This window comes from Ferruginibacter sp. HRS2-29 (genome assembly GCF_024343615.1).
GTDB lineage: Bacteria > Bacteroidota > Bacteroidia > Chitinophagales > Chitinophagaceae > Ferruginibacter.
In genome coordinates this window covers 40,415-60,210 of record NZ_RJUB01000015.1, presented here as the reverse complement: position 1 = coordinate 60,210, position 19,796 = coordinate 40,415, and the positions used below count along the sequence as shown (strand labels likewise).

Below are 19,796 nucleotides of genomic sequence, written 5' to 3'. Positions count from 1 at the left end.
AGTTCCAACTTTTTCTAATACAGATCGAATACCATGCTTAGACTGTTGTTTACATTGATCCTGTTGCACGTTACGATAGTGTTGAGCGCCCAGGATAAATCCAACAGGGGAAAGGAGTTCTGGCTGGCTTACGGCTATGATTACAGCTTTTTCAATGAAACGCCGGTCAACTTCCAGGAACTCGCCCTTTATATCAGCACTGAGCAGGCTGCTACCGTTACGGTATCCATCACGAATACCGGTTACACCCAAACGCTGATCATTCCGGCTAATACGGTAAATGCCAGCATCCTCATTCCTAAATCGGGGCCCGATGATGCAAGGACGCTTACAGACGGGCTGAACAACCGTGGTATCCACATTGTAAGCAATGTGCCCGTGGCCGTATACGCACACGTGTATTCTACCATGGTGTCTGGCGCAACGATGCTGATGCCTGTTGAAACATACGGGTACACCTATTATTCCATCAACTATTATCAGACTACCTCGCAGAGCAGCCCGAACGATTGGTACTCCTGGTTCTATGCCGTGGCTACCGAAGACAACACCAGGCTGGAGATCACTCCATCGGATACCACAAAGAATGGCTGGTTGCCGGGGCAGACGTACACTGTCAACCTCAACAAAGGGGAATCTTATCATGTATTTGGCAAAGCGATCTTTAATGGCGATCCCGCAAAAGCCAGCAAGGATATGACGGGAAGCAAGATACTATCAATAGCCGGGGCCGATGGCAAGTGTCACCCCGTAGGCGTTTTTTCCGGATCTGGCGGTATCCGCCTTTGCCGGGGCGATGGGGGAGAATTTGTGCACCAGCAGGTTTTTCCTGCACAGGCCTGGGGCACACGTTATCTGACGTATCATACGGCCAATAATACGAATACCGATATCAGGGAAACAAACCGCAATTATTACCGGATTTGTGTGGCCGATCCGACGGCTGTAGTAAAAAAGAACGGTGTAGTGATGACGGGCCTGATCAAAAATTTCTTTTACGAATACATGGATTCTACCGGCGGGGATTTTATCGAATCGGATAAACCGGTTATTGTTTCTCAATACACTCCTAATAAAAACCAGTGCTGGAATTTTCCAACCACCACCCCTTCGCCGCCATCTTATGGCGACCCCGAAATGTTTTACCTGAGCCCGATAGAGCAGGGGCAGAAGTCGGTGCTGTTTTATACCAGCCGCAAGTCATCTATCGACTACGTGTACGCTAATATTCACCTGCCCACGGCAGCAACAGCTTCTCTCCGGGTGGATGGAAATGTGGTACCGGCAGCACAGATCATCCCGCATCCCAATTATCCGGCTTATTCCGTAGCATTGGTGCGTTTTATTGGCGCTGCCGCACAACACAGGATCACCTGCGATGAAGCATTCACAGCTACTGTATACGGCATCGGTAACTATGAAAGCTACGGGTACAATGTTGGCTGCTTTATCAATAACCTGAATTCATACGGAAGCATCAAAAATACTTTTAACACATCCGGCAACATCGATACATTCACCTGCCCGAAGACGCAATCCAGATTATTCATCAAAACAGCCTACCTCTTAACCAGCATACATTGGAAACTGAGCGAGGCTGGCGGCGGATTGAACCCAAATGTTGATTCGGTCATAAACAACCCTGTTCCCTTAGGTAATGAAACCATAAACGGAAGAAAATATTACACCTATACACTTCAACAGGATTTTACGTTTACCACACCGGGGACTTATACAATCCCGGTCACTTATCAATCGCCGGATATAGATAATTGCGGTCACACAGAAACTTCGGGTATTACTGTAGTGGTCAAGCCCGGTCCATCCGCCGATTTCAGCGTGTCCGCACAAAATTGCCTGAATGATTCGCTTCGCTTCAGCGGTATCCCCACATCGGCGGGATTCAATATCACTCAGTACCTTTGGACATTTGAAGATAATACCAGCGCCGGTACGGTGAACACTGTAAAAAAATTCAACATAGCCGGCCCTCAGGATGTACGGTACAGGATATTTGCGGACAACGGCTGTACCGGGGATACGACCAAAGTGGTGAACATACTGGAAAGCCCTGTAGCAAAGTTCGGCTATGGGGCTACGTTATGTGCCGGCAGCAATGTAGAGTTTACCGATACTTCTTCGGTGGTTAACGGAAGTATCGTGAGCTGGCAATGGAACTTTGGCGATGGCCAATCTGAAACACGAAGCAGCGGGGCCACGTTTACGCATCAATACATTACCGCCGGAAGTTATACGGTATACCTGGTAGTAACTTCCGACAAAGGCTGCAAAAGTGATACGCTCAAACGCACGTTCAGCATACTTCCGAAGCCAGTGGCCAAATTTGGTTTTGATAAAGATATTTGTATCAGCGAATCAGTGCGCTTCAGCGATAGTTCCTATGTAGGGCAAAGTCTTATCACATGGCAATGGAACTTTGGCGATGGGAATACAGCAAATAATGTTAACCACATTCCTTTCAATCATCCCTACACCAGCGCGGGCAATTTTACTGTTTCACTGGTGGTGACGGGTAGCAACGGATGCAAAAGTGATTCATTTAAATTGCCGGTATTGGTTACTGCTAAGCCGGTAGTCAGCTTTACCAGCAATGGAAAAATGTGTATCGACAGTGCCGTAAGCTTTGTTTCATCCCTTCCTTTCAACAGCAGTGCTCCTGCCACCTGGTACTGGGATTTTGGTGATGGTCAAACACTGGTCAGCAACACATCCAATTCAGCCACACATGCCTACAGTTCACAGTTGACAAATGTTACCGTACGCCATGCAGTAAAAACAGGCTGTGCCAGCGATACTGTTTATACCATCATTTCCATAATAAACCCTAATCCGGCAGCTGTTTTCAGCATACTGGGAGATACACTTTGTGAAAATAAACCACTCAGTTTTATTGCGCCGGTAAATACAGCGGTCACGAGCTGGAACTGGAATTTTGGAAACGGAACAGGAAGCAGTGTTCCCCCTTTTACCCGTTCCTATGCTGTTGCAGGAAATTACAGCGTTAGCCTGAAAGTGTTCAACACTGCAGGATGTGGCTCTAACCTTGCAAATAAAACGATCGCCATCGGGGCCACACCTTTGGTGAATGCCGGTCCGGACCTGACCATAGAATCGGGTAGCAGTAAAACCATCCAGGCCAGCATTTCGAATCCTTCACAATACCAGTTCTTATGGTCGCCGTCAACATATCTTAACAATGCTGCTATATTAAATCCAGTAACAACGCCGGCTTCCAATGTGACTTACAGGCTGATGGCTATAAACCCTGCGAGCAAATGCATTGGCTACGACAGTATGATAGTGAAAATAGTGACGGACATTTATGTACCATCTGCGTTTACGCCTAACAACGATACCCGCAACGATACCTGGAAGATACCTGCACTGGAATTTTATCCTGATGCAATGCTGATAGTATTCAACCGCTATGGACAAATAGTTTTCCAGTCAAAAGGCGGAGGACGCTGGTGGGACGGAACATTTAAAGGACAGCCGCAGCCACAGGGATCTTATGTATATATATTGAGGCCTACGGCTAACTCCATACATGACATCAAAGGCACTGTTATGTTATTGCGATAGGGAAAATACCCGGCACCATTGCCCGTAGTACTACCAGTAATTCTCCAGATCTTTATTGGTGCGTTCCGGTGCTTTCGGCTTATTGTTTTTCCAGTTGCGATCGTAGCGTACAAAAAATGCGAGCCAACCTGTACGCGAAACCCGCATCAGGTAAGGTTGCAAAGCAATCAACAGGAATGCATTTACACCCAGCCAGTAAAATATCCGGTTATCGCGGATCGAAAAGCCGAATAATACCCACCACGCAACAAATGTAGCCACGCTCAATGCGACGGTGAGTGCATAACTGATATAACCTGATCCATAATAAAAGCCAACTTCAAGGTCGAACGTTTGTCCGCACACCGCACATTCGTGATTCATCTTCATGGTCTTTTTCAGGTTCCATGGATTTTTTTCGGCAAACATATCGCCTTTTCTGCAGCGCGGGCATTTGCATTTAAGCAGGCTGAGCACAGTTGGGGAATAATTCTCCTGTTGATTGAGCTCTTTGGCGGAAGCCAGGTGTATCGTTTCCATATATCTTATTTTAAAACTTGTTTTCTGAATGTTTGAGGAGTTACCCCTGCGTATTTTTTAAAGAACCTGGAGAAATAGGAATTGTCGGCGAAATTCAATTCCAGCGCTATTTCCGCTATTGTCATCTGTGCATTGATGAGTAATCTTTTTGCTTCGAGCAATATTCTTTCACGGATAACTTCACCAGCCGGAATGCCTGAATTTCTTTTGCACAAAGCGTTCAGGTGATTGGGTGTTATATGCAACATGTCGGCATAATCTTTCGTCAGTTTTTTTTCTTTGTAATGAACTTCTACCAGTTGCTGAAATTCACGGACCAGCGATTGTTTACGCCTGGTTGACGGCAGCGATTCCTCTTTTGATACACACCTTTCGGTAAGAATGAATAATTCGATCAGCAGTGCCCTCACCAGATCCTTGTAAAGCCTGCTCCGGAGATGATTTTCCTTGACGATATTTTCCAATACTTTTTTGATCACCGGCTGAGCTGATGCAGGAAGCTGCAATACCTGGTCGTTGGAGGCGCCTGAAAAAAAACTGAACCTGTCCGTGTATCTCGGATCAGCGATCAGGCTTTCGAGATAATGAGCGGAAAAATTTACGATGAAGCCATCGGGTGCTTTTTCAAAATCCCAGGTATGCACCTGGCCGGGGATCATGAAATAGATCTGGCCGGGCGTTACAGGATATTGCACAAAATCGATAGAGTGTGTACCACTTCCTTTGGTGAAATATACCAGGTGAAAAAAGGAATGTTTGTGTGGAAAATGAAGGTCCTGGTGCGCCAGCAGGTAATCCGAAAAACGGGCCGCTATCAGTTCGTCATCCCCGCCGGGATGATCATTCAGATTGCAGATCGCATATATGGGGAGCACCTGTTTGAGCATGTATCCGTTTATGGTACAAAACTACGCAGATGAAAAATGATTTTATAGAATATTACAGGGTTTTTGTGGTACTTTTTACTTGTTTGATAGTATTTAAAGAAACCCTTCGATCTGCCTGCGGTGACGCAGAATGTGTACGATCGCATGTTCCATCAGTTGCTCGTAGTCGTAATGCTGCTTCCAGCGGGTCAGGATCTTTTCCGACTCGTTGAAAAACTCCAGCTCATGATCATAGATGTTATTGAAAGTCTCGTGTGTGTAAACATTTACATCTTCCAACGCAGCGATATATTCGGCCGCTGTGGCAAAAGTTCTTCGCTGCGGCCGCTGGTCATCACCTCCGCGATGATTGCGGATGTACACGCAATACGAAAAACCGGCAGCCACTACATGGGTCATGATAGTTTGTATCGAGCGGCAATCGGGATTAGGCGTATCGTGATCAACAATAGCGGCGAGTTGTTGATCACTTACGGTTACGAGTACCTGCTGAAGTTCGCGGATGGCTTTTTCATTTTCTGCAAGCAATGCTTTTACTGCTCCACGGTAGGTTGACTTTGTCATGTGGGTAAAATGTAAGATTGAAAATCTGGTGAATAAACTACAATTACGGTAGGAAAATAACATCATTTACCGGTGATTTCAACAGATTTTTTCAGGCTCTTGAAATTTACATTTGACCATAGTAATAATTTATGGCTAAGTCAATTCATCCAATCAGTGCCACTGACGAAAAAATACTGAGTAAGATATATCTTATCAGGGGACAAAAAAGTAATGATCGATCGTGATCTTGCAATTTTGTATGAAGTGGAAACAAAACGTTTAAAGGAGGCTGTGCGACGCAACAGTACAAGGTTTCCAAAAGATTTCATGTTTGAAATGAATAAAAAGGAATTTGAAAATTGGAGGACGCAATTTGCGTCCTCCAATGAAGATAAAGTGGGGCTGAGGCATCCTCCGTTTTGTTTTACCGAACAGGGAGTTACCATGCTTTCCTGTATCTTAAATAGTGAACGGTCAATACAGGTGAATATCCAGATCATCAGGCTTTTTGCCAGGATGAAGGAAATGCTGATAGCACATAAAGATATTTTGCTTCAGCTACAGAAGATAGAGACCAGGCTTACTGCGCATGATGATGACATAAAACTGATCTTTGTTTACCTAAAACAACTCATTAATCCACCTCCCGAACCAAGAAGGCGAATCGGCTTTAAACCTTAACCAGCAAGGGTTTCAGAATTGGAGGACGCAAATTGCGTCCTCCAATTCTGAAAGTTTTTTAATTGCCCCCAGAGCTTAAGCCCTTGGTAATTAAAATAAAAGCCCCGGCATTCGCCAGGGCTCTATTACTATAATTTTTTACGGATTATTTTCTATCCCTTGGAGCAAAAGTTCTTCTTCTTTCGCCGCTTTCCCTGCGTTGTCCACCAACTTCACGGTTACCGCGTTGTTCGTCGCTGGGGCGTTTGAAACCCCCATCGGCTTCATTCATGCGTACAGTTCGGTTGTTGTAACGTTTGCCGTCGATCGCTTTTATCATGCTCGCAGCGCTGCTGTGATCCACTTCCACCCATGTATTCATATCACGCATATCGATCTTGCCCAGCACTTCTTTTTTCAGGCTGCTTTCATCAAGGATGAATTGCAAAAAACTGGCTTTGTAAAACCCATCCTTCGTTCCAAGGTTAATGAACAAACGGGTGTAACCATTGTCTTTCCTGTTGAACGATGTACGCTCTTTACGGCTGCTGTCGTCCTTGTTGCCATCAAAACGTTCCCTGTTGCGGCTGCTGTCTTTTGCATTCAGATCTTCAGCATTTTCATAGTATTTCAAAAAGTGGTCAAACTCCAGCGCAGCCACACGTTGCAATACTTCTTCTTTACTTACGTTCTCAAACTTCGTCATCAGGTCCGGAAGATAAGTTTCATAATCACCATGAGAAATATCCGTACTGATCAGTTTGTCCATGAAATGGAAGAATTGTTTGCGGCACACATCTTTGCCACTCGGGATATCCAGTTTGTGGAACTGCGAGTTCACCATTTTTTCCAGGCTGCGGATCTTGTAGGTTTCCCTGCTGTGGCAGATAGAAAGACAGATACCCGTTTTCCCTGCACGCCCGGTACGGCCGCTACGGTGAGTATATACTTCCATATCGTCCGGCAGTTCGTAGTTGATCACGTGAGTGATACCATCCACGTCGATACCACGTGCCGCTACGTCGGTTGCAATCAGTAACTGCAGCGCTTTCGTACGGAACCGAGCCATGACGCGGTCGCGCTGCTGCTGCGTAAGATCGCCATGCAGGGCTTCTATCTCGTATCCGGATTTGGAAAGGCGTTCTGAAATATCCTGAGCATCGGCTTTGGTCCTTGTGAAGATAATGCCATACATGCCCGGGTTGAAGTCGATCAGGCGTTTCAATGTTTCATAACGGCTATGCGCAGGCGAAACATAAAACTGGTGATCGATATTTACATTACCGCTGTTCTTTTTACCCACAGTAATTTCTTTGGGATTCTCCATGAAGTTTTTGGCGATTGCCCTTACTTCAGGTGGCATGGTAGCGCTGAATAGCCAGATGCTTTCCCTGTTCACGGTATTTTTCAATACGAAGTCGATATCATCACGGAAACCCATGTTCAACATTTCATCGGCTTCATCCAGCACTACATATTTTACTTTCTGAAGATCGATTGCTTTACGTTCGATCAGATCGATCAGGCGACCGGGAGTGGCTACCACGATCTGCACGCCCCTTTTCAGGTTGCGTATCTGCATCATGATGGATGCTCCACCATAAACGGCTTCGCTCATGATGCCTTTGCTGTGTTTCATGAAATCCATCAGATCATTGGTGATCTGTAAACACAATTCCCTTGTAGGGCAAACGATCAATGCCTGCGGAAATTTATCGGCGGCATTCATCAATTGTAATAACGGTAAACCAAACGCGGCTGTTTTACCGGTACCGGTTTGTGCAAGCCCTACAAAATCCGTCGTACCTGATAACAGTACCGGAATAGCTTGTGACTGAATAGGTGTCGGCTCGGAAAAGCCAAGGTCGGAAATTGCCTGAACGATGTTTTCGTTTAGGCCCAATGCTTCAAAAGATGCACTCATTGTATAATGTTTTTTAAAATGAAGACCGTGTAATACTGCCAGGCCAGTTATGGGCCGATAGCAAAACTCATGTGGTCAAAAAAAAGCTTTTTGATGGTCACATGTAATGCTTCTGGCCGTTGGGGAAACTTTGTAATCCTGGTGGTAGTAATTTAAACTACCTGCTATCAACAGCGTCTGAGCATAGTCATGTAATTCTCAGAAATTCTAAAATCGCCGCAAATGTACGGCTTTTATTTTTAATAATTGCATTTATATTAACAAGGTAGTATTCATCGTGTTAAATGATTGGCATATAAGTTGAAAATGATTATGAACTTTAAAACCTACAGAAATGAAACTAAAACCTTTCCTCGTAACCATTTTAATAATGGCGGCTTCTGCCGGTGCGCAGGCGCAAAGTGTAAAATTTGGTATCAAAGGCGGAGCCGATATCAACAAGATAAACGGTAAATCCTTTAAAGAAGCTTTTTCTTATGGTTACCAGCTCGGGGTTTTCAGCCAGATCAATGTAAATGATAAATGGGGCATACAACCCGAAATATTACTGAGCCAGATCAATATAGATACCACCAGCAATTTCAGCGACATTTATAAGATCAATGGTTTCCCTGATGCAAAACTGAAATACCTGAAGATCCCGATCCTGCTTAATTACAACGCCAATCAGTTCGTATCATTACAGGTAGGCCCGCAATTTGGTGTATTGCTCGATAAGGACAAGACTGCCATCGAAAACGGTAAAAATGCATTCAAAGGTGGGGACTTCAGCATGGTGGGAGGCATACAGCTCAATATCCTCAAACTGCGCCTGTATGGCCGTTACGCACTTGGCTTGAGCAATCTCAATGATATCACTTCTTCGGAAAAATGGAAAAGCCAGAGCTTCCAGGTGGGGCTGGGGATAACGTTATAAATGTTCCAGATGTTTAAAAGTTCAAGAGGTTCAAAAGGTTGATATATTCTAATAGAATGCCTTCAACTTTTGAACCTGTTTTACGGCCTACGGCCGTAAAATTGTTATCGATCCATTTTCATTCAATCGGATCACCGTGCTGGGCAATGCGGGTTCCGTATCGTCCTGCCGGTATTTCACTACATAATCCACTCCCTCACTGATGCGCACATCGATATCCGAAAATACCATTGGCGGCGGGTAGCCGCTAACGTTAGAGGAGGTAGATACGATGGGGCGGCCGAATTCGGTGATGAGTCTTTTGCAGAATTTATCTTTTACAATGCGCATGCCCACACTGCCATCTTCGGCCAGCAGGTTCCTGGCAAGGTTTTTCGCTTTGTCGTAAATGACGGTGGTAGGTTTCTGAATTCCTTTGATGTAATCAAAAATGGTCACATTTTCCTGGTCCGTATACGCGGGAACATCCGCTTCATCCGCCAGCAGGATGATCATACTCTTCTGTTCGTTACGGTTCTTTAATGTATAGATTTTTGATACGGCTTTTTCATTGGTGGCGTCACATCCGATGCCCCATACGGTATCAGTAGGGTAAAGTATCAATCCGCCGTTGTGCAATACTTCCAGGCAGGCTTCAATATCGTGTTCGAAGATCACTTGATGATTATTTGTGGTTGGTTTTATTTAATACTTCTTCCACCTGCTGCGCAATGAAGTTATCATCGAGCAGTGTCAGGCATTTGGGCTGATCATACAATTTACAGGTATTTTTTGTACAGGGTTCACACCCGAGTTCACCAAGGCGGATGATTGTCCTGTCTTTTTTATTATAAGGCGCAGTGTTGTTTTCATTTCCCGCACCAAAAAGTACGATGCTGTGGGTGCCAAGCGCATTGGCCACATGGGCAGGGCCGCTGTCGGTGGTGAGCATCACAGGGATGCCGGCTATGGTTTCGATCAGCTGCGGAAGAGTTGTTTTACCCGCCATATTACGGATGCCTTTTTTAGAAGCAAGCCCTTCGTACACTTCATCTACAAAAGTTTTTTCTTTCGGGCTTCCGAGTAATACAAAATCCTGCGGTAATTTTTCGCGTAAGGTCTGTATCATGCTGATGGCTTTCGCCACCGGCAACCGTCGCGAAGCCGCTTCGGAGTTGATATTGATCAGCAGGCTGTTCTTGATCTGCGTCGCATTATTTTCCAGCCGCACTTCCGGAATGGTGATATCTTTTTTCAGGTATTGCTGCAGCAGGTTCACATATTCTTCTACCCGGTGTGTGTCTTTTTTCCTGGTGAAAGTATCTGTGAGTAACAACGACCTTATCTCATTTTTAAACCCTGCTCTTTTTTTTGCTCCCGAAGCATACGCCATCATTGCAGAAGAAAACGAATCGGGGAGACAAAAAAATATATCGTATCGTTTGCGTGCTTTTATCTTTTTGCCAAATTTCAATGCGCCGCTCAGCCCTTTGTATTCATCTTTGGAAAATATATACCGGTGCCCGTGATCCGGAAAATAATCCAGCAGGAAATCGACCCCCTTTTTGGCGATGAGGTCTATCGTTGCACCCGGATAAGCTTCTTTTACAGCATGTACAAAAGCAGTACTCATCACCATATCCCCAAGCCAGTTGGGCAACCGTATCAATATGTTGGGGGTATTCATGAACCGAAGGTAAATAAAAGTTCAAAAGGTTTAAGAGGTTCAAAAGTTCAAAAGTTCAAAAGTTCAAAAGTTCAAAAGTTCAGAGTTTTTAAAAGTCTCAGGAGGTCCGGCAACCTTTTGAACCTCTTGAACCTTTTGAACCTTCTGAACTTCTAATGGCTTAAATTTGCAAGAAATTTTTAACCATGGAAGTGAAACAATTAATAGCCGAAGTATGGGCAAACCGGGCGTTGCTGGAAGATGAAACATATGTGGAAGCGATCAAGGATGTGATCGAAAGTGTGGATAAAGGAAAGCTTCGTACAGCCGAGCCCGTTAGTGACGGCTGGCAGGTGAATGAGTGGGTGAAACAGGCGATACTATTATATTTCGGGGTGCAGAAGATGCTTACTCACAGCCTTCCGCCGTTTGAGTTTTATGATAAGATGAAACTTAAGACGGGCTACAAGGAACTTGGTGTGAGAGCGGTGCCGCATGCTGTGGCCCGTTATGGCGCATTCCTTGGAAAGAATGTGGTACTGATGCCCTCCTACGTCAACATTGGCGCTTATGTGGATGAAGGTACTATGGTGGATACCTGGGCAACTGTTGGAAGCTGTGCTCAGATCGGCAAGGGCGTACACCTCAGCGGTGGAGTGGGGATCGGTGGTGTGCTGGAACCCGTGCAGGCCAGCCCTGTGATCATTGAAGACGGCTGTTTTATCGGAAGCCGTTGTATTGTGGTAGAAGGTGTAAGGGTAGGGCAGGAAGCAGTGCTGGGGGCAAATGTGGTATTGACACAAAGCACTAAGATCATCGATGTAAGTGGCAGCGAGCCGATAGAAACAAAAGGATATGTACCTCCCAGAAGCGTGGTGATACCGGGTACTTACAATAAAAAATTCCCGGCAGGGGAATATGGGGTAAGCTGTGCGCTCATCATCGGCCAGCGCAAACCAAGCACCGATCTCAAGACGAGCCTGAACGATGCTTTACGCGATTTCAACGTATCGGTGTAAGCTTAAGATAAAAACGGAAAGCAGATATTTATAAATATCTGCTTTCCGTTTTTGCCACACCCGGGCAAAGATCATTTCTTCGTACACATATATATTAATATATACCCTTAAAATAAACACCAAGGCCCGGTAAAACTCAGAAGGTTTCACTATTGACCATTGACCATTCACTATTTTACGCACTTTTTACCGTTTTTTCCTGGTCAAAAGAAATAATTACAACGTTTTTCCCTAATTTACGCCATTAATTAATTTATTTATGAGAAAAATCTACCAAACTTTATGGGCAGTCCTAGCTGTCCTGGTGACATCTTTTTCAGCATCGGCCCAGAAGAGCTTCTTCCCGGACATCGCCGAAAGTTCCATCCAGAAAGGAACTGCTAAAAGGTTGCTCATCCCCGACAAATACCGTACTATCGGTATTAAGAAAGACGAGCTGAAAAGCTTTCTCTGGTCTTTGCCATCAGAAAAAAATATTCTTCCCAGCCGTATCAATGCGCCGGTGATGCTCATCCCCATGCCGGATGGTACCATGGCCCGTTTCAACGTATGGGAAAGCAGTATCCAGGAAGCGGCTCTTGAAGCACGTTTTCCTGAGATCAAAACCTTTGCCGGCCAGGGGATCGATGATCCTTACGCTACAATAAGGATGGATTACAACCCGTACACTGGTTTCCACGCACAGATATTGTCTGCTGCTACAGGAAGGATCTACATCGATCCTTACATCAAAGGAAACACGGATGCTTTCATCAGCTATTTCCATGCAGATAACCACCGTAAAACCAATTTCTCTTGTCTTACTCCTGATCCGGTAGTTTCTCCGGTACAGAACAGGGGTACATTGGCCGGTCCTTGCCGCGGTACTCAGTTAACTACTTACCGTCTTGCAATCGCCTGTACAGGTGAATATGCTCAGGCTGTTGGTGGCGGTGCTGCAGGCCCAACACATGCGGCTATTGTTACTTCTACCAACAGGATTACTGGTGTATATGAAGTAGAACTGGCTATCAGGATGGTATTGATCGCTAATAACAACCTGATCGAATACCTCGATCCTGCAACAGATCCTTACACCAACCTGATTAACACTGGCCAGTTGAACCAGAACACTTCCAACATCAATGCGGTGATCGGAAGCGCTAACTATGACATTGGTCACTTGTTTACTTCCAATGATAATGGTGTAGCCTATCTTGCTTCTGTTTGCGGACCTAACAAAGGTGGTGGTGCAACAGGTGCGCAGGTACTGGTAGGTGATGGTTACGATATCGATTACGTAGCGCATGAAATGGGTCACCAGTTTGGTGCTCCGCACACATTTAATAGTAATACCTGCGCCAGTGCCGGTGGTTCTTACGAACCAGGTGGTGGTACCACCATCATGGCGTATGCGGGTATTTGCGCTGCCAATGAAAACATTCAGCCGAACAGTGATGCGATCTTCCATCCGGACAGCTTCGATGCGATCAGCAACTTCCTGACTTCAGGAAATGGCGGTTGTGGTGTAAGTACTCCAACAGGTAATACATTACCGGTGATCACTTCAGTAACTCCTGCAACTGCTATTCCGATCGGAACGCCATTTACCCTCACAGGTACCGCAACTGATGCGGACGGTGATGCTATCTCTTATAATTGGGATGGATGGGATTTTGGTACAGCAGGCACGTGGATCAGCGCTGGAACCAGCACTACCCGTCCTTTGTTCAGGACCCGTTTATCTAAAACTACCGGTAGCCGCACATTCCCTGATCCAAGGGTAATTGCAGCCAACTATCCGGGCCTTGCAGCTCCTTCTGCAATGGACGGGTTAAGGGGGGAAGTTTTGCCACAGGTGGCCAGGCCGATGAAATTCAGGCTGACTGTAAGGGATAACCGTGCAGGTGGCGGCGGTGTTGTAAGCAGCGGCAGCGGTTGCCAGGGACCAGCTGATATCATTATCACTGCTTCAGGTACACAGCCGTTTGCCATTACTTCACCAAATGGTGGCGAAAGTTATGCAGGTAATACCACACAGACTGTAACCTGGAACGTTGTAGGAACAAATGCTGCTCCTTTCAACGTTACCAACGTAAAAATATCTATCTCAACGGATGGTGGCCTCACCTTCCCGACTGTTCTTGCAGCAAGTACGGCTAATGACGGTTCTGAACCGGTTACTATGCCTGCTACAGCAACCACTACAGCGAGGATCAAGGTAGAAGCGATCGGAAATATCTTCTACGATATTTCTAATACCAACTTCACCATCACTGCTCCGGTTTCTGGATTCGGTTTCACTCCTCCTTCTCCTGCAACTGTAGCGTGCGGCGGACCAGCAACTGCGGCTGTAACTTTGGCTACAACTTCACTCGGTGGTTATACCACTCCGATCAACCTGTCTGCAACAGCAGGAGTTCCGGCCGGTACAACCGTTACTTTCGGAACAAACCCTGTTACACCAGGTAACAGCTCTGTTGTTACATTGAATAACGTAAATACTCTTTCTGCAGGTACTTATAATATTACTATCACAGGTATATCGGGCGCTATCAACCAGACCCAGGTAGTTAGCTTTGTAGTATCTCCGGGTACAGCTCCAACCCTTACAGGCCCTGCAGCGCAGGTAGTTTGTGCAGGAGCTGCTGCCAGCTTCACCGTAACATCTACCGGTACACCAACAGGTTACCAATGGCAGGTGAGTACGATCGCTGCTCCTGCTTTTGCAGATATTGCAGGTGCTACTTCAGCAACTTATACTATTCCGGCTACTACTGCTGCTCAAAACGGCAACCAGTACAGGGTGATCGTATTCAGCTGTACTCCTACAGGCATCACTTCTTCGGCTGCCACTCTTACTGTGAATACTCCGGTTTCGATCGGTACACAGCCTGCAGCTTCTACAGTTTGTTCTGGCGCTACTGCTACCTTCAGCGTAGCTGCAACAGGAACAGCACTTACTTACCAATGGCAATATGCCGCGACCTGCGCAGGTACATTTACCAACCTGGCCGGACAGACTGCAGCAACCTTGTCGCTCACTAACGTAACCACTGCAAACGCAGGTGCTTACAGGGTGATCGTAGGTGGAGCTTGCGGACCTGTCACTTCATCTTGTGTGTTGCTGACAGTGAACGTTCCTGTAACGATCTCTACTCAGCCTGTAGATTTCTCTATCTGTTTGCCAGTAACCGGCACTGTTAACGGTACATTTACTGTTGCAGCAGCAGGAACCGGCCTTACATATCAATGGCAGCAAAGCACTGATGGCGGAACAAACTTCGCCAACATCACCGGTGCTACTGCGGCTACACTTACATTGACCAACCTTACTGCAACAATGAACGGTTACAAATACCGTGTTGTATTGAGCGGTACATGTACTCCTTCATTGAATTCAGCTGTAGCAACCCTTACCGTAAATACTCCGGTAAACATCAGCGCACAGCCTCAGAACAAACGTATCTGTTCTGGCGATAACGCCACATTTGCTGTAACTGCAACCGGTTCTACCATCACTTACCAATGGCAGGTGAGCGTGAACGGCGGCCCTTATGTAAATGTTACCAACGCTGGTATCTACAGCGGTGCTACTACCAATACGCTTACCCTTACTAGCGTTACAACATTGAATAACGGTTACAAATACCGTGTGGTGGTATCCGGTGTTCCTTGCGGAGCGGTTAACTCAGCGGAAGCTACATTGACTGTGAATCAGACCCCGACCGTTGAACTGGCATTACAATCTTATGCCAATATCACTCCGGCTATCAGGACAGGTTTATTCCCTGTAGTAAGCCCTGCAGTTGGTCCTTACACCTATGCATGGTATAAAAATGGCAATTTGCTGAATGGCGTTGGAACTTCACCATTGCCGGTTTCTGTGGATGATTTCGGAACTTATACTGTGATGGCTACCAATACCGTTACCGGTTGTTTCGATGTATCAGACGCAGTTACCTTGTCTGATCTTGCTTCAGATGCACTGTTCGTTTATCCTAACCCATCAAGCGGCAAGTTTGAAGTGAGATACTACAACAGGGGTGGTGCAGCGCACACACGCACACTGTCTATCTATGATTCAAAGGGTGCACAGGTATTCAAGCAACAATACACTCTTACAGGTGTATATGCGAAAATGGCTGTTAACATGGTTGGCGCAGGAGCAGGTGTTTACTTCATCGACCTGACCGATGCAGCTGGCAAACGTATCGCTACCGGTAAAGTGGTGATCCGCAGGTAATCAATAGAATAATCAATTACCATAAAATTGAAGGCCGCTTCTGAAAGGAAGCGGCCTTTTTATTTTCCTTAAAGAGTAATTACAGAAGTCAATAACTGCACTTGTGCCTTTACATGAAACTTCTTTGCATCTTTGCGTGCAAATGAAGACAATTTACCTATTCAGTGGGTTGGGGGCAGATGAAAGGGTTTTCAAATACCTGAAATTCCCGGGTCATCATATTGTGCATATCAAATGGATAACAGCTTTGCGGAACGAACCGCTTGCAGCGTATGCAAAACGGTTGCTTGAGCAGGTAAGTACTGAGCATCCCATTCTGATAGGTTTATCTTTCGGGGGAATTATGGCCATTGAGGTTTCGAAACTCATACCAACTGAAAAGGTCATCATCATCGCATCGGTAAAAAACCGGAACGAACTTCCTTTTTATTACCGCTTAGCGGGATGGGTTTCTTTGCATAAGCTGGTTCCTGCCGGCCTGCTGAAATATCCTAACAGGATCAGCAGCTGGTTTTTTGGAGCAGGTTCCACGGAAGAGAAACTTATGCTTGCAGCCATTTTAAAAGATACAGATCCCGTGTTTTTAAAATGGGCTATTGATAAAATAGTGAACTGGGACAACAGGATCATTTATGATAACCTGGTGCATATTCATGGCAGTGCGGACAAAGTGTTGCCGCTCAAATTTGTCACTGCAGATATTACTATCAATAATGGCAATCATCTGATGACCTTGAATAAAGCGGAAGACTTGAATAGGGTGATCGCAGAATTATTAAGGTAAAAATTGCCGTGGAACATTTAGTAATGCCGCAGAGATAACGAAGAGGATGGGTTCGCTGTAGGTTCGCTGTAGGTTCGCTCAAGCTTCGCTCGTGGAACATTGGTGAATTTACTCATTAGATCGTATGGAGATGGTATACTCGTGGTATTCCCGTGGAAGATTCCATAAAAAAGCCGAAGCTTAGCTTCGGCAAATTAAAAAGTTGTAGAAATATATTAAACTTTGGAGGCTTGACCATTCACTATTGCCCATTCACTTACCAGGCTTTCGTCACATTACCACCCACCGCCTTCATAAAGTACAATCTTTTGTTTTCAAAATAATCAGGAACACCGGACTTTTTTGAAAGGAAAACCGGCTTGAAAATATACTCGTTAAAAACTTTATAAGGATAATCATTCAGGTGCCCCATATAATCGTCGGGGTACCTGGTAAGCAGGCGGGCAAAGAGAAATACAGATTCAAAACCTTTGTAAGTCATGTCTGACGGGGTAGACTTGTACGTTTTTTTATAAAATGCCTGTATCATTTTGCTCTGTGCATCCCACTTTGCATTGTAATAAGGAGTAGTATAATAGATCGGGTAATCTTTTAATGTGTTTTTTTTGCTTACAAATGCAAAACCATCCCAGTTGGGCATGCCGATTAATGTGCTGCTGTACGTTTTATTGATGGCAGCGCATTCCGTAGCCAGTTTCAGGGCAAATTCTTCGTTGAGGCTGCCGCCGATGATGATATTACGGTGAAGGCTGTCCAGCTTAAATTTCAACCCGCTGAAATTATTATCTGTGATGTTCACCACCGTAATGTTCAGCAACGATTTGCCATCCTGATCATTGATATTTTTGAAATACCCCGCCACTTTATCTTCCTGTGTCCCCGCCTTTTTTACCAGCACGATCTTTTCGTTCCCATGATTTTGCAGGAGATAACTATAGATGGCTTCGCAATGCGCTTTCAGTGTGGAGTTTACAATCACCAGGAACGGGTTCGCTACAATGCCACCATCATTCGGGTATACCGCAGATATGAACGGGATATTTCTTTGCTGCGCAAAATTTGCCAGCTGTACATATTCCTGATCCTTTACCGCACCGATGATGAGGTCGAGGCTGTCGATGGATTTATTGAGGATAAGATCGCTTACCGGTTTGGTAAATGATTTCGAATCGTAAAAAGTTGCATCGATATTGCCATTGAAAAGCGGCATGCTGTCGAGGGCTATCTGTGCCCCTTGTATGAAGTCGAGCCCCTGAACCGTAAACTTCGGGAAGCTCCTGCTGCTGTAGCGATAGCCGTTCTCGTTGAAAACAGAATCAAGGTAGAGCGGTGCAAAAATGCCCACTTTGTAGGTCCTGTAATTTTTTGGCGCACCGGTCTGAGCAAAAGTGTTTGCTGCGCAGATGGCAACAAGCAATAAAACGAGTCCGAATCTTTTTTTCATATAGAGGTTTTCTTTGCTGTTATTCCCACTCGATAGTGGCCGGGGGTTTACTGCTGATGTCGTATACTACCCGGTTGATGCCTTTTACATTGTTGATGATCTCGTTGCTTACGGCCCCCAGGAACTCGTAAGGCAGGTGCGCCCAATCCGCCGTCATCCCGTCTACTGAAGTTACCGCACGGAGGGCAACAGTGAACTCATACGTCCTTTCGTCACCCATTACACCTACACTTTTTACAGGTAAAAGAATGGTGCCGGCCTGCCAGACGCTATCATACAATCCGAATTTTTTAAGGCAATCTGTATATATCAGGTCTGCATCTTGCAATAACCGTACCTTATCCGGAGTAATTTCCCCGAGGATGCGGATACCGAGTCCCGGGCCCGGGAAAGGATGCCTGTTCAGCATTTCCGCAGGGATACCAAGTTCTGCGCCGATCTTCCTTACCTCATCTTTGAACAATGCCCTCAAAGGCTCTACCAGCTTAAGCTTCATGGTTTCGGGAAGCCCGCCCACATTGTGATGCGATTTGATGGTGACCGAAGGGCCGTGTACCGCCGCGGATTCGATCACATCAGGATAAATGGTGCCTTGCCCCAGGTATTCGATACCGGTGAGTTTATGCGCTTCCTGGTCGAATATCTCGATGAAACCGCTGCCGATGGCTTTGCGCTTTTCTTCAGGATCCGTTTTACCTGCCAGCTTCGAATAGAAATGCTCTTTGGCATCTACGCCTTTTACATTCAGGCCAAGCTGTTTGTATATTTTTAAAACCTCTTCAAATTCATTTTTGCGCAGCACCCCGTTATCCACGAAGATCCCGAAAAGATTATCGCCGATGGCGCGATGGATCAGCGTGGCCGCAACGGTACTGTCTACACCACCACTCAATCCCATCACCACTTTGCTGTCGCCCAGTTTTTCTTTCAGCGCAGCCACCGTATCGGTGATGAAATGCGCCGAAGTCCAGTCCTGCGAACAGCCACAGGTATTCACCAGGAAATTACGGATAATGGTTTTACCCTCCGTAGAATGATATACTTCAGGGTGGAACTGTAATCCATAGATCACGTGTGCATTGGTTGATCCACTTTTGAAAGCAGCTACCGGAATGCTTTCTGTTGTGCCCAGCAATTCAAAGCCGGAAGGAAGCTGCTTGATGGTATCGCTGTGGCTCATCCATACCTGCGAATTGATGGAAACGTCTTCCAGTATCTCATCTCCTCTTACTACGGTAAAATTCGCCCTGCCATATTCCCGCTTGTCGCTTTTGGCCACCTGCCCGCCATATAGTTTGGCAGTAAGCTGGGCACCATAACAAACGCCGAATACCGGAACTTTTTCCGCAATGGCGCTCACATCAACTGTTGGAGCATTTTCTTCATTTACTGAAAAAGGCGAGCCGGAAAGGATCACACCTTTCAATTCCGGGGTATATTCGATGTTTTTGTGAAAGGGAATGATCTCACAGTATACATTGGCTTCCCTTACAACACGGGCTATCAGCTGGGTATATTGGGATCCGAAATCGAGGATGATTATTTTTTCTGTCATAAAGCGCAAATCTAATTAATAATTAAGAATTAAAAATTAAGAATGAATGTTACAACTGTAAGTTTGATC

At 45.6% G+C, this 19,796-nt stretch carries 14 protein-coding genes; 6 read left to right on the top strand and 8 right to left on the bottom strand.

The window, feature by feature from the left end; all coding sequences use genetic code 11:
- Positions 1–33 precede the first annotated feature (33 nt).
- Positions 34–3,603, top strand: coding sequence for a PKD domain-containing protein (locus tag EGI32_RS07300; RefSeq protein WP_255154726.1), 3,570 nt, complete (start codon positions 34–36; stop codon positions 3,601–3,603).
- A 30-nt stretch (positions 3,604–3,633) separates the two neighbouring features.
- Here EGI32_RS07300 and EGI32_RS07295 read toward each other — a convergent pair whose 3' ends face one another.
- The 3 genes from EGI32_RS07295 to EGI32_RS07285 form a co-directional block, all read right to left on the bottom strand.
- The gene (locus EGI32_RS07295; RefSeq protein WP_255154725.1) at positions 3,634–4,122 is read right to left on the bottom strand and encodes a DUF983 domain-containing protein; all 489 of its coding nucleotides are present in this window, start codon (positions 4,120–4,122) and stop codon (positions 3,634–3,636) included.
- Between the two features lie 5 nt (positions 4,123–4,127).
- The gene (locus tag EGI32_RS07290; RefSeq protein WP_255154724.1) at positions 4,128–5,009 is read right to left on the bottom strand and encodes a helix-turn-helix domain-containing protein; all 882 of its coding nucleotides are present in this window, start codon (positions 5,007–5,009) and stop codon (positions 4,128–4,130) included.
- Between the two features lie 93 nt (positions 5,010–5,102).
- Positions 5,103–5,573 (bottom strand): DinB family protein, encoded by a 471-nt coding sequence (locus EGI32_RS07285; protein WP_255154723.1) that lies wholly within the window; start codon positions 5,571–5,573, stop codon positions 5,103–5,105.
- A gap of 213 nt (positions 5,574–5,786) precedes the next feature.
- Here EGI32_RS07285 and EGI32_RS07280 point away from each other — a divergent pair, with 213 nt between their 5' ends.
- On the top strand, positions 5,787–6,236 hold the full coding sequence (locus EGI32_RS07280) for an ORF6N domain-containing protein (RefSeq protein ID WP_255154722.1): 450 nt from the start codon (positions 5,787–5,789) through the stop codon (positions 6,234–6,236).
- A gap of 145 nt (positions 6,237–6,381) precedes the next feature.
- Here the strand turns inward: EGI32_RS07280 and EGI32_RS07275 are convergent, their stop codons facing one another.
- Complete coding sequence (locus EGI32_RS07275) at positions 6,382–8,139, bottom strand: DEAD/DEAH box helicase (RefSeq protein WP_255154721.1); 1,758 nt, start codon at positions 8,137–8,139, stop codon at positions 6,382–6,384.
- 334 nt (positions 8,140–8,473) lie between these two features.
- On the opposite strand from EGI32_RS07275, the gene EGI32_RS07270 reads away from it, so the two are divergent.
- The gene (locus EGI32_RS07270; protein WP_255154720.1) at positions 8,474–9,055 is read left to right on the top strand and encodes a porin family protein; all 582 of its coding nucleotides are present in this window, start codon (positions 8,474–8,476) and stop codon (positions 9,053–9,055) included.
- 87 nt (positions 9,056–9,142) lie between these two features.
- On the opposite strand, the gene EGI32_RS07265 is transcribed toward EGI32_RS07270, so the two are convergent.
- Together EGI32_RS07265 and EGI32_RS07260 are read right to left on the bottom strand one after the other, a co-directional pair.
- Positions 9,143–9,712 carry an L-threonylcarbamoyladenylate synthase gene (locus EGI32_RS07265; protein WP_255154719.1) on the bottom strand — a complete coding sequence of 190 codons (570 nt, stop codon included), beginning with the start codon at positions 9,710–9,712 and terminating at the stop codon, positions 9,143–9,145.
- Positions 9,713–9,719: 7 nt separating this feature from the next.
- Positions 9,720–10,721 carry a glycosyltransferase family 9 protein gene (locus tag EGI32_RS07260; protein WP_255154718.1) on the bottom strand — a complete coding sequence of 334 codons (1,002 nt, stop codon included), beginning with the start codon at positions 10,719–10,721 and terminating at the stop codon, positions 9,720–9,722.
- 185 nt (positions 10,722–10,906) lie between these two features.
- On the opposite strand from EGI32_RS07260, the gene EGI32_RS07255 reads away from it, so the two are divergent.
- The 3 genes from EGI32_RS07255 (at position 10,907) to EGI32_RS07245 (ending at position 16,728) form a co-directional block, all read left to right on the top strand.
- Positions 10,907–11,719 carry a 2,3,4,5-tetrahydropyridine-2,6-dicarboxylate N-succinyltransferase gene (locus tag EGI32_RS07255; protein WP_255154717.1) on the top strand — a complete coding sequence of 271 codons (813 nt, stop codon included), beginning with the start codon at positions 10,907–10,909 and terminating at the stop codon, positions 11,717–11,719.
- Positions 11,720–11,978: 259 nt separating this feature from the next.
- The gene (locus tag EGI32_RS07250; RefSeq protein WP_255154716.1) at positions 11,979–15,944 is read left to right on the top strand and encodes a reprolysin-like metallopeptidase; all 3,966 of its coding nucleotides are present in this window, start codon (positions 11,979–11,981) and stop codon (positions 15,942–15,944) included.
- A 142-nt stretch (positions 15,945–16,086) separates the two neighbouring features.
- Complete coding sequence (locus EGI32_RS07245) at positions 16,087–16,728, top strand: alpha/beta hydrolase (protein ID WP_255154715.1); 642 nt, start codon at positions 16,087–16,089, stop codon at positions 16,726–16,728.
- 256 nt (positions 16,729–16,984) lie between these two features.
- Here EGI32_RS07245 and EGI32_RS07240 read toward each other — a convergent pair whose 3' ends face one another.
- Entirely contained in the window at positions 16,985–18,172 is a 1,188-nt protein-coding gene (locus EGI32_RS07240) for an ABC transporter substrate-binding protein (protein ID WP_255154714.1), read from the bottom strand.
- 19 nt (positions 18,173–18,191) lie between these two features.
- The gene (gene guaA / locus EGI32_RS07235; RefSeq protein WP_255154713.1) at positions 18,192–19,727 is read right to left on the bottom strand and encodes a glutamine-hydrolyzing GMP synthase; all 1,536 of its coding nucleotides are present in this window, start codon (positions 19,725–19,727) and stop codon (positions 18,192–18,194) included.
- Between the last annotated feature and the right edge of the window lie 69 nt (positions 19,728–19,796).

Bases quoted from the DNA above. Each gene is read 5' to 3' on its own strand.
- EGI32_RS07280 (WP_255154722.1), top strand. From the start codon at position 5,787: ATGATCGATCGTGATCTTGCAATTTTGTATGAAGTGGAAACAAAACGT.
- EGI32_RS07275 (WP_255154721.1), bottom strand. From the start codon at position 8,139: ATGAGTGCATCTTTTGAAGCATTGGGCCTAAACGAAAACATCGTTCAG.
- EGI32_RS07290 (WP_255154724.1), bottom strand. From the start codon at position 5,009: ATGCTCAAACAGGTGCTCCCCATATATGCGATCTGCAATCTGAATGAT.
- EGI32_RS07245 (WP_255154715.1), top strand. From the start codon at position 16,087: ATGAAGACAATTTACCTATTCAGTGGGTTGGGGGCAGATGAAAGGGTT.
- EGI32_RS07240 (WP_255154714.1), bottom strand. From the start codon at position 18,172: ATGAAAAAAAGATTCGGACTCGTTTTATTGCTTGTTGCCATCTGCGCA.
- EGI32_RS07260 (WP_255154718.1), bottom strand. From the start codon at position 10,721: ATGAATACCCCCAACATATTGATACGGTTGCCCAACTGGCTTGGGGAT.
- EGI32_RS07255 (WP_255154717.1), top strand. From the start codon at position 10,907: ATGGAAGTGAAACAATTAATAGCCGAAGTATGGGCAAACCGGGCGTTG.
- EGI32_RS07250 (WP_255154716.1), top strand. From the start codon at position 11,979: ATGAGAAAAATCTACCAAACTTTATGGGCAGTCCTAGCTGTCCTGGTG.
- guaA (WP_255154713.1), bottom strand. From the start codon at position 19,727: ATGACAGAAAAAATAATCATCCTCGATTTCGGATCCCAATATACCCAG.
- EGI32_RS07285 (WP_255154723.1), bottom strand. From the start codon at position 5,573: ATGACAAAGTCAACCTACCGTGGAGCAGTAAAAGCATTGCTTGCAGAA.
- EGI32_RS07270 (WP_255154720.1), top strand. From the start codon at position 8,474: ATGAAACTAAAACCTTTCCTCGTAACCATTTTAATAATGGCGGCTTCT.
- EGI32_RS07295 (WP_255154725.1), bottom strand. From the start codon at position 4,122: ATGGAAACGATACACCTGGCTTCCGCCAAAGAGCTCAATCAACAGGAG.
- EGI32_RS07300 (WP_255154726.1), top strand. From the start codon at position 34: ATGCTTAGACTGTTGTTTACATTGATCCTGTTGCACGTTACGATAGTG.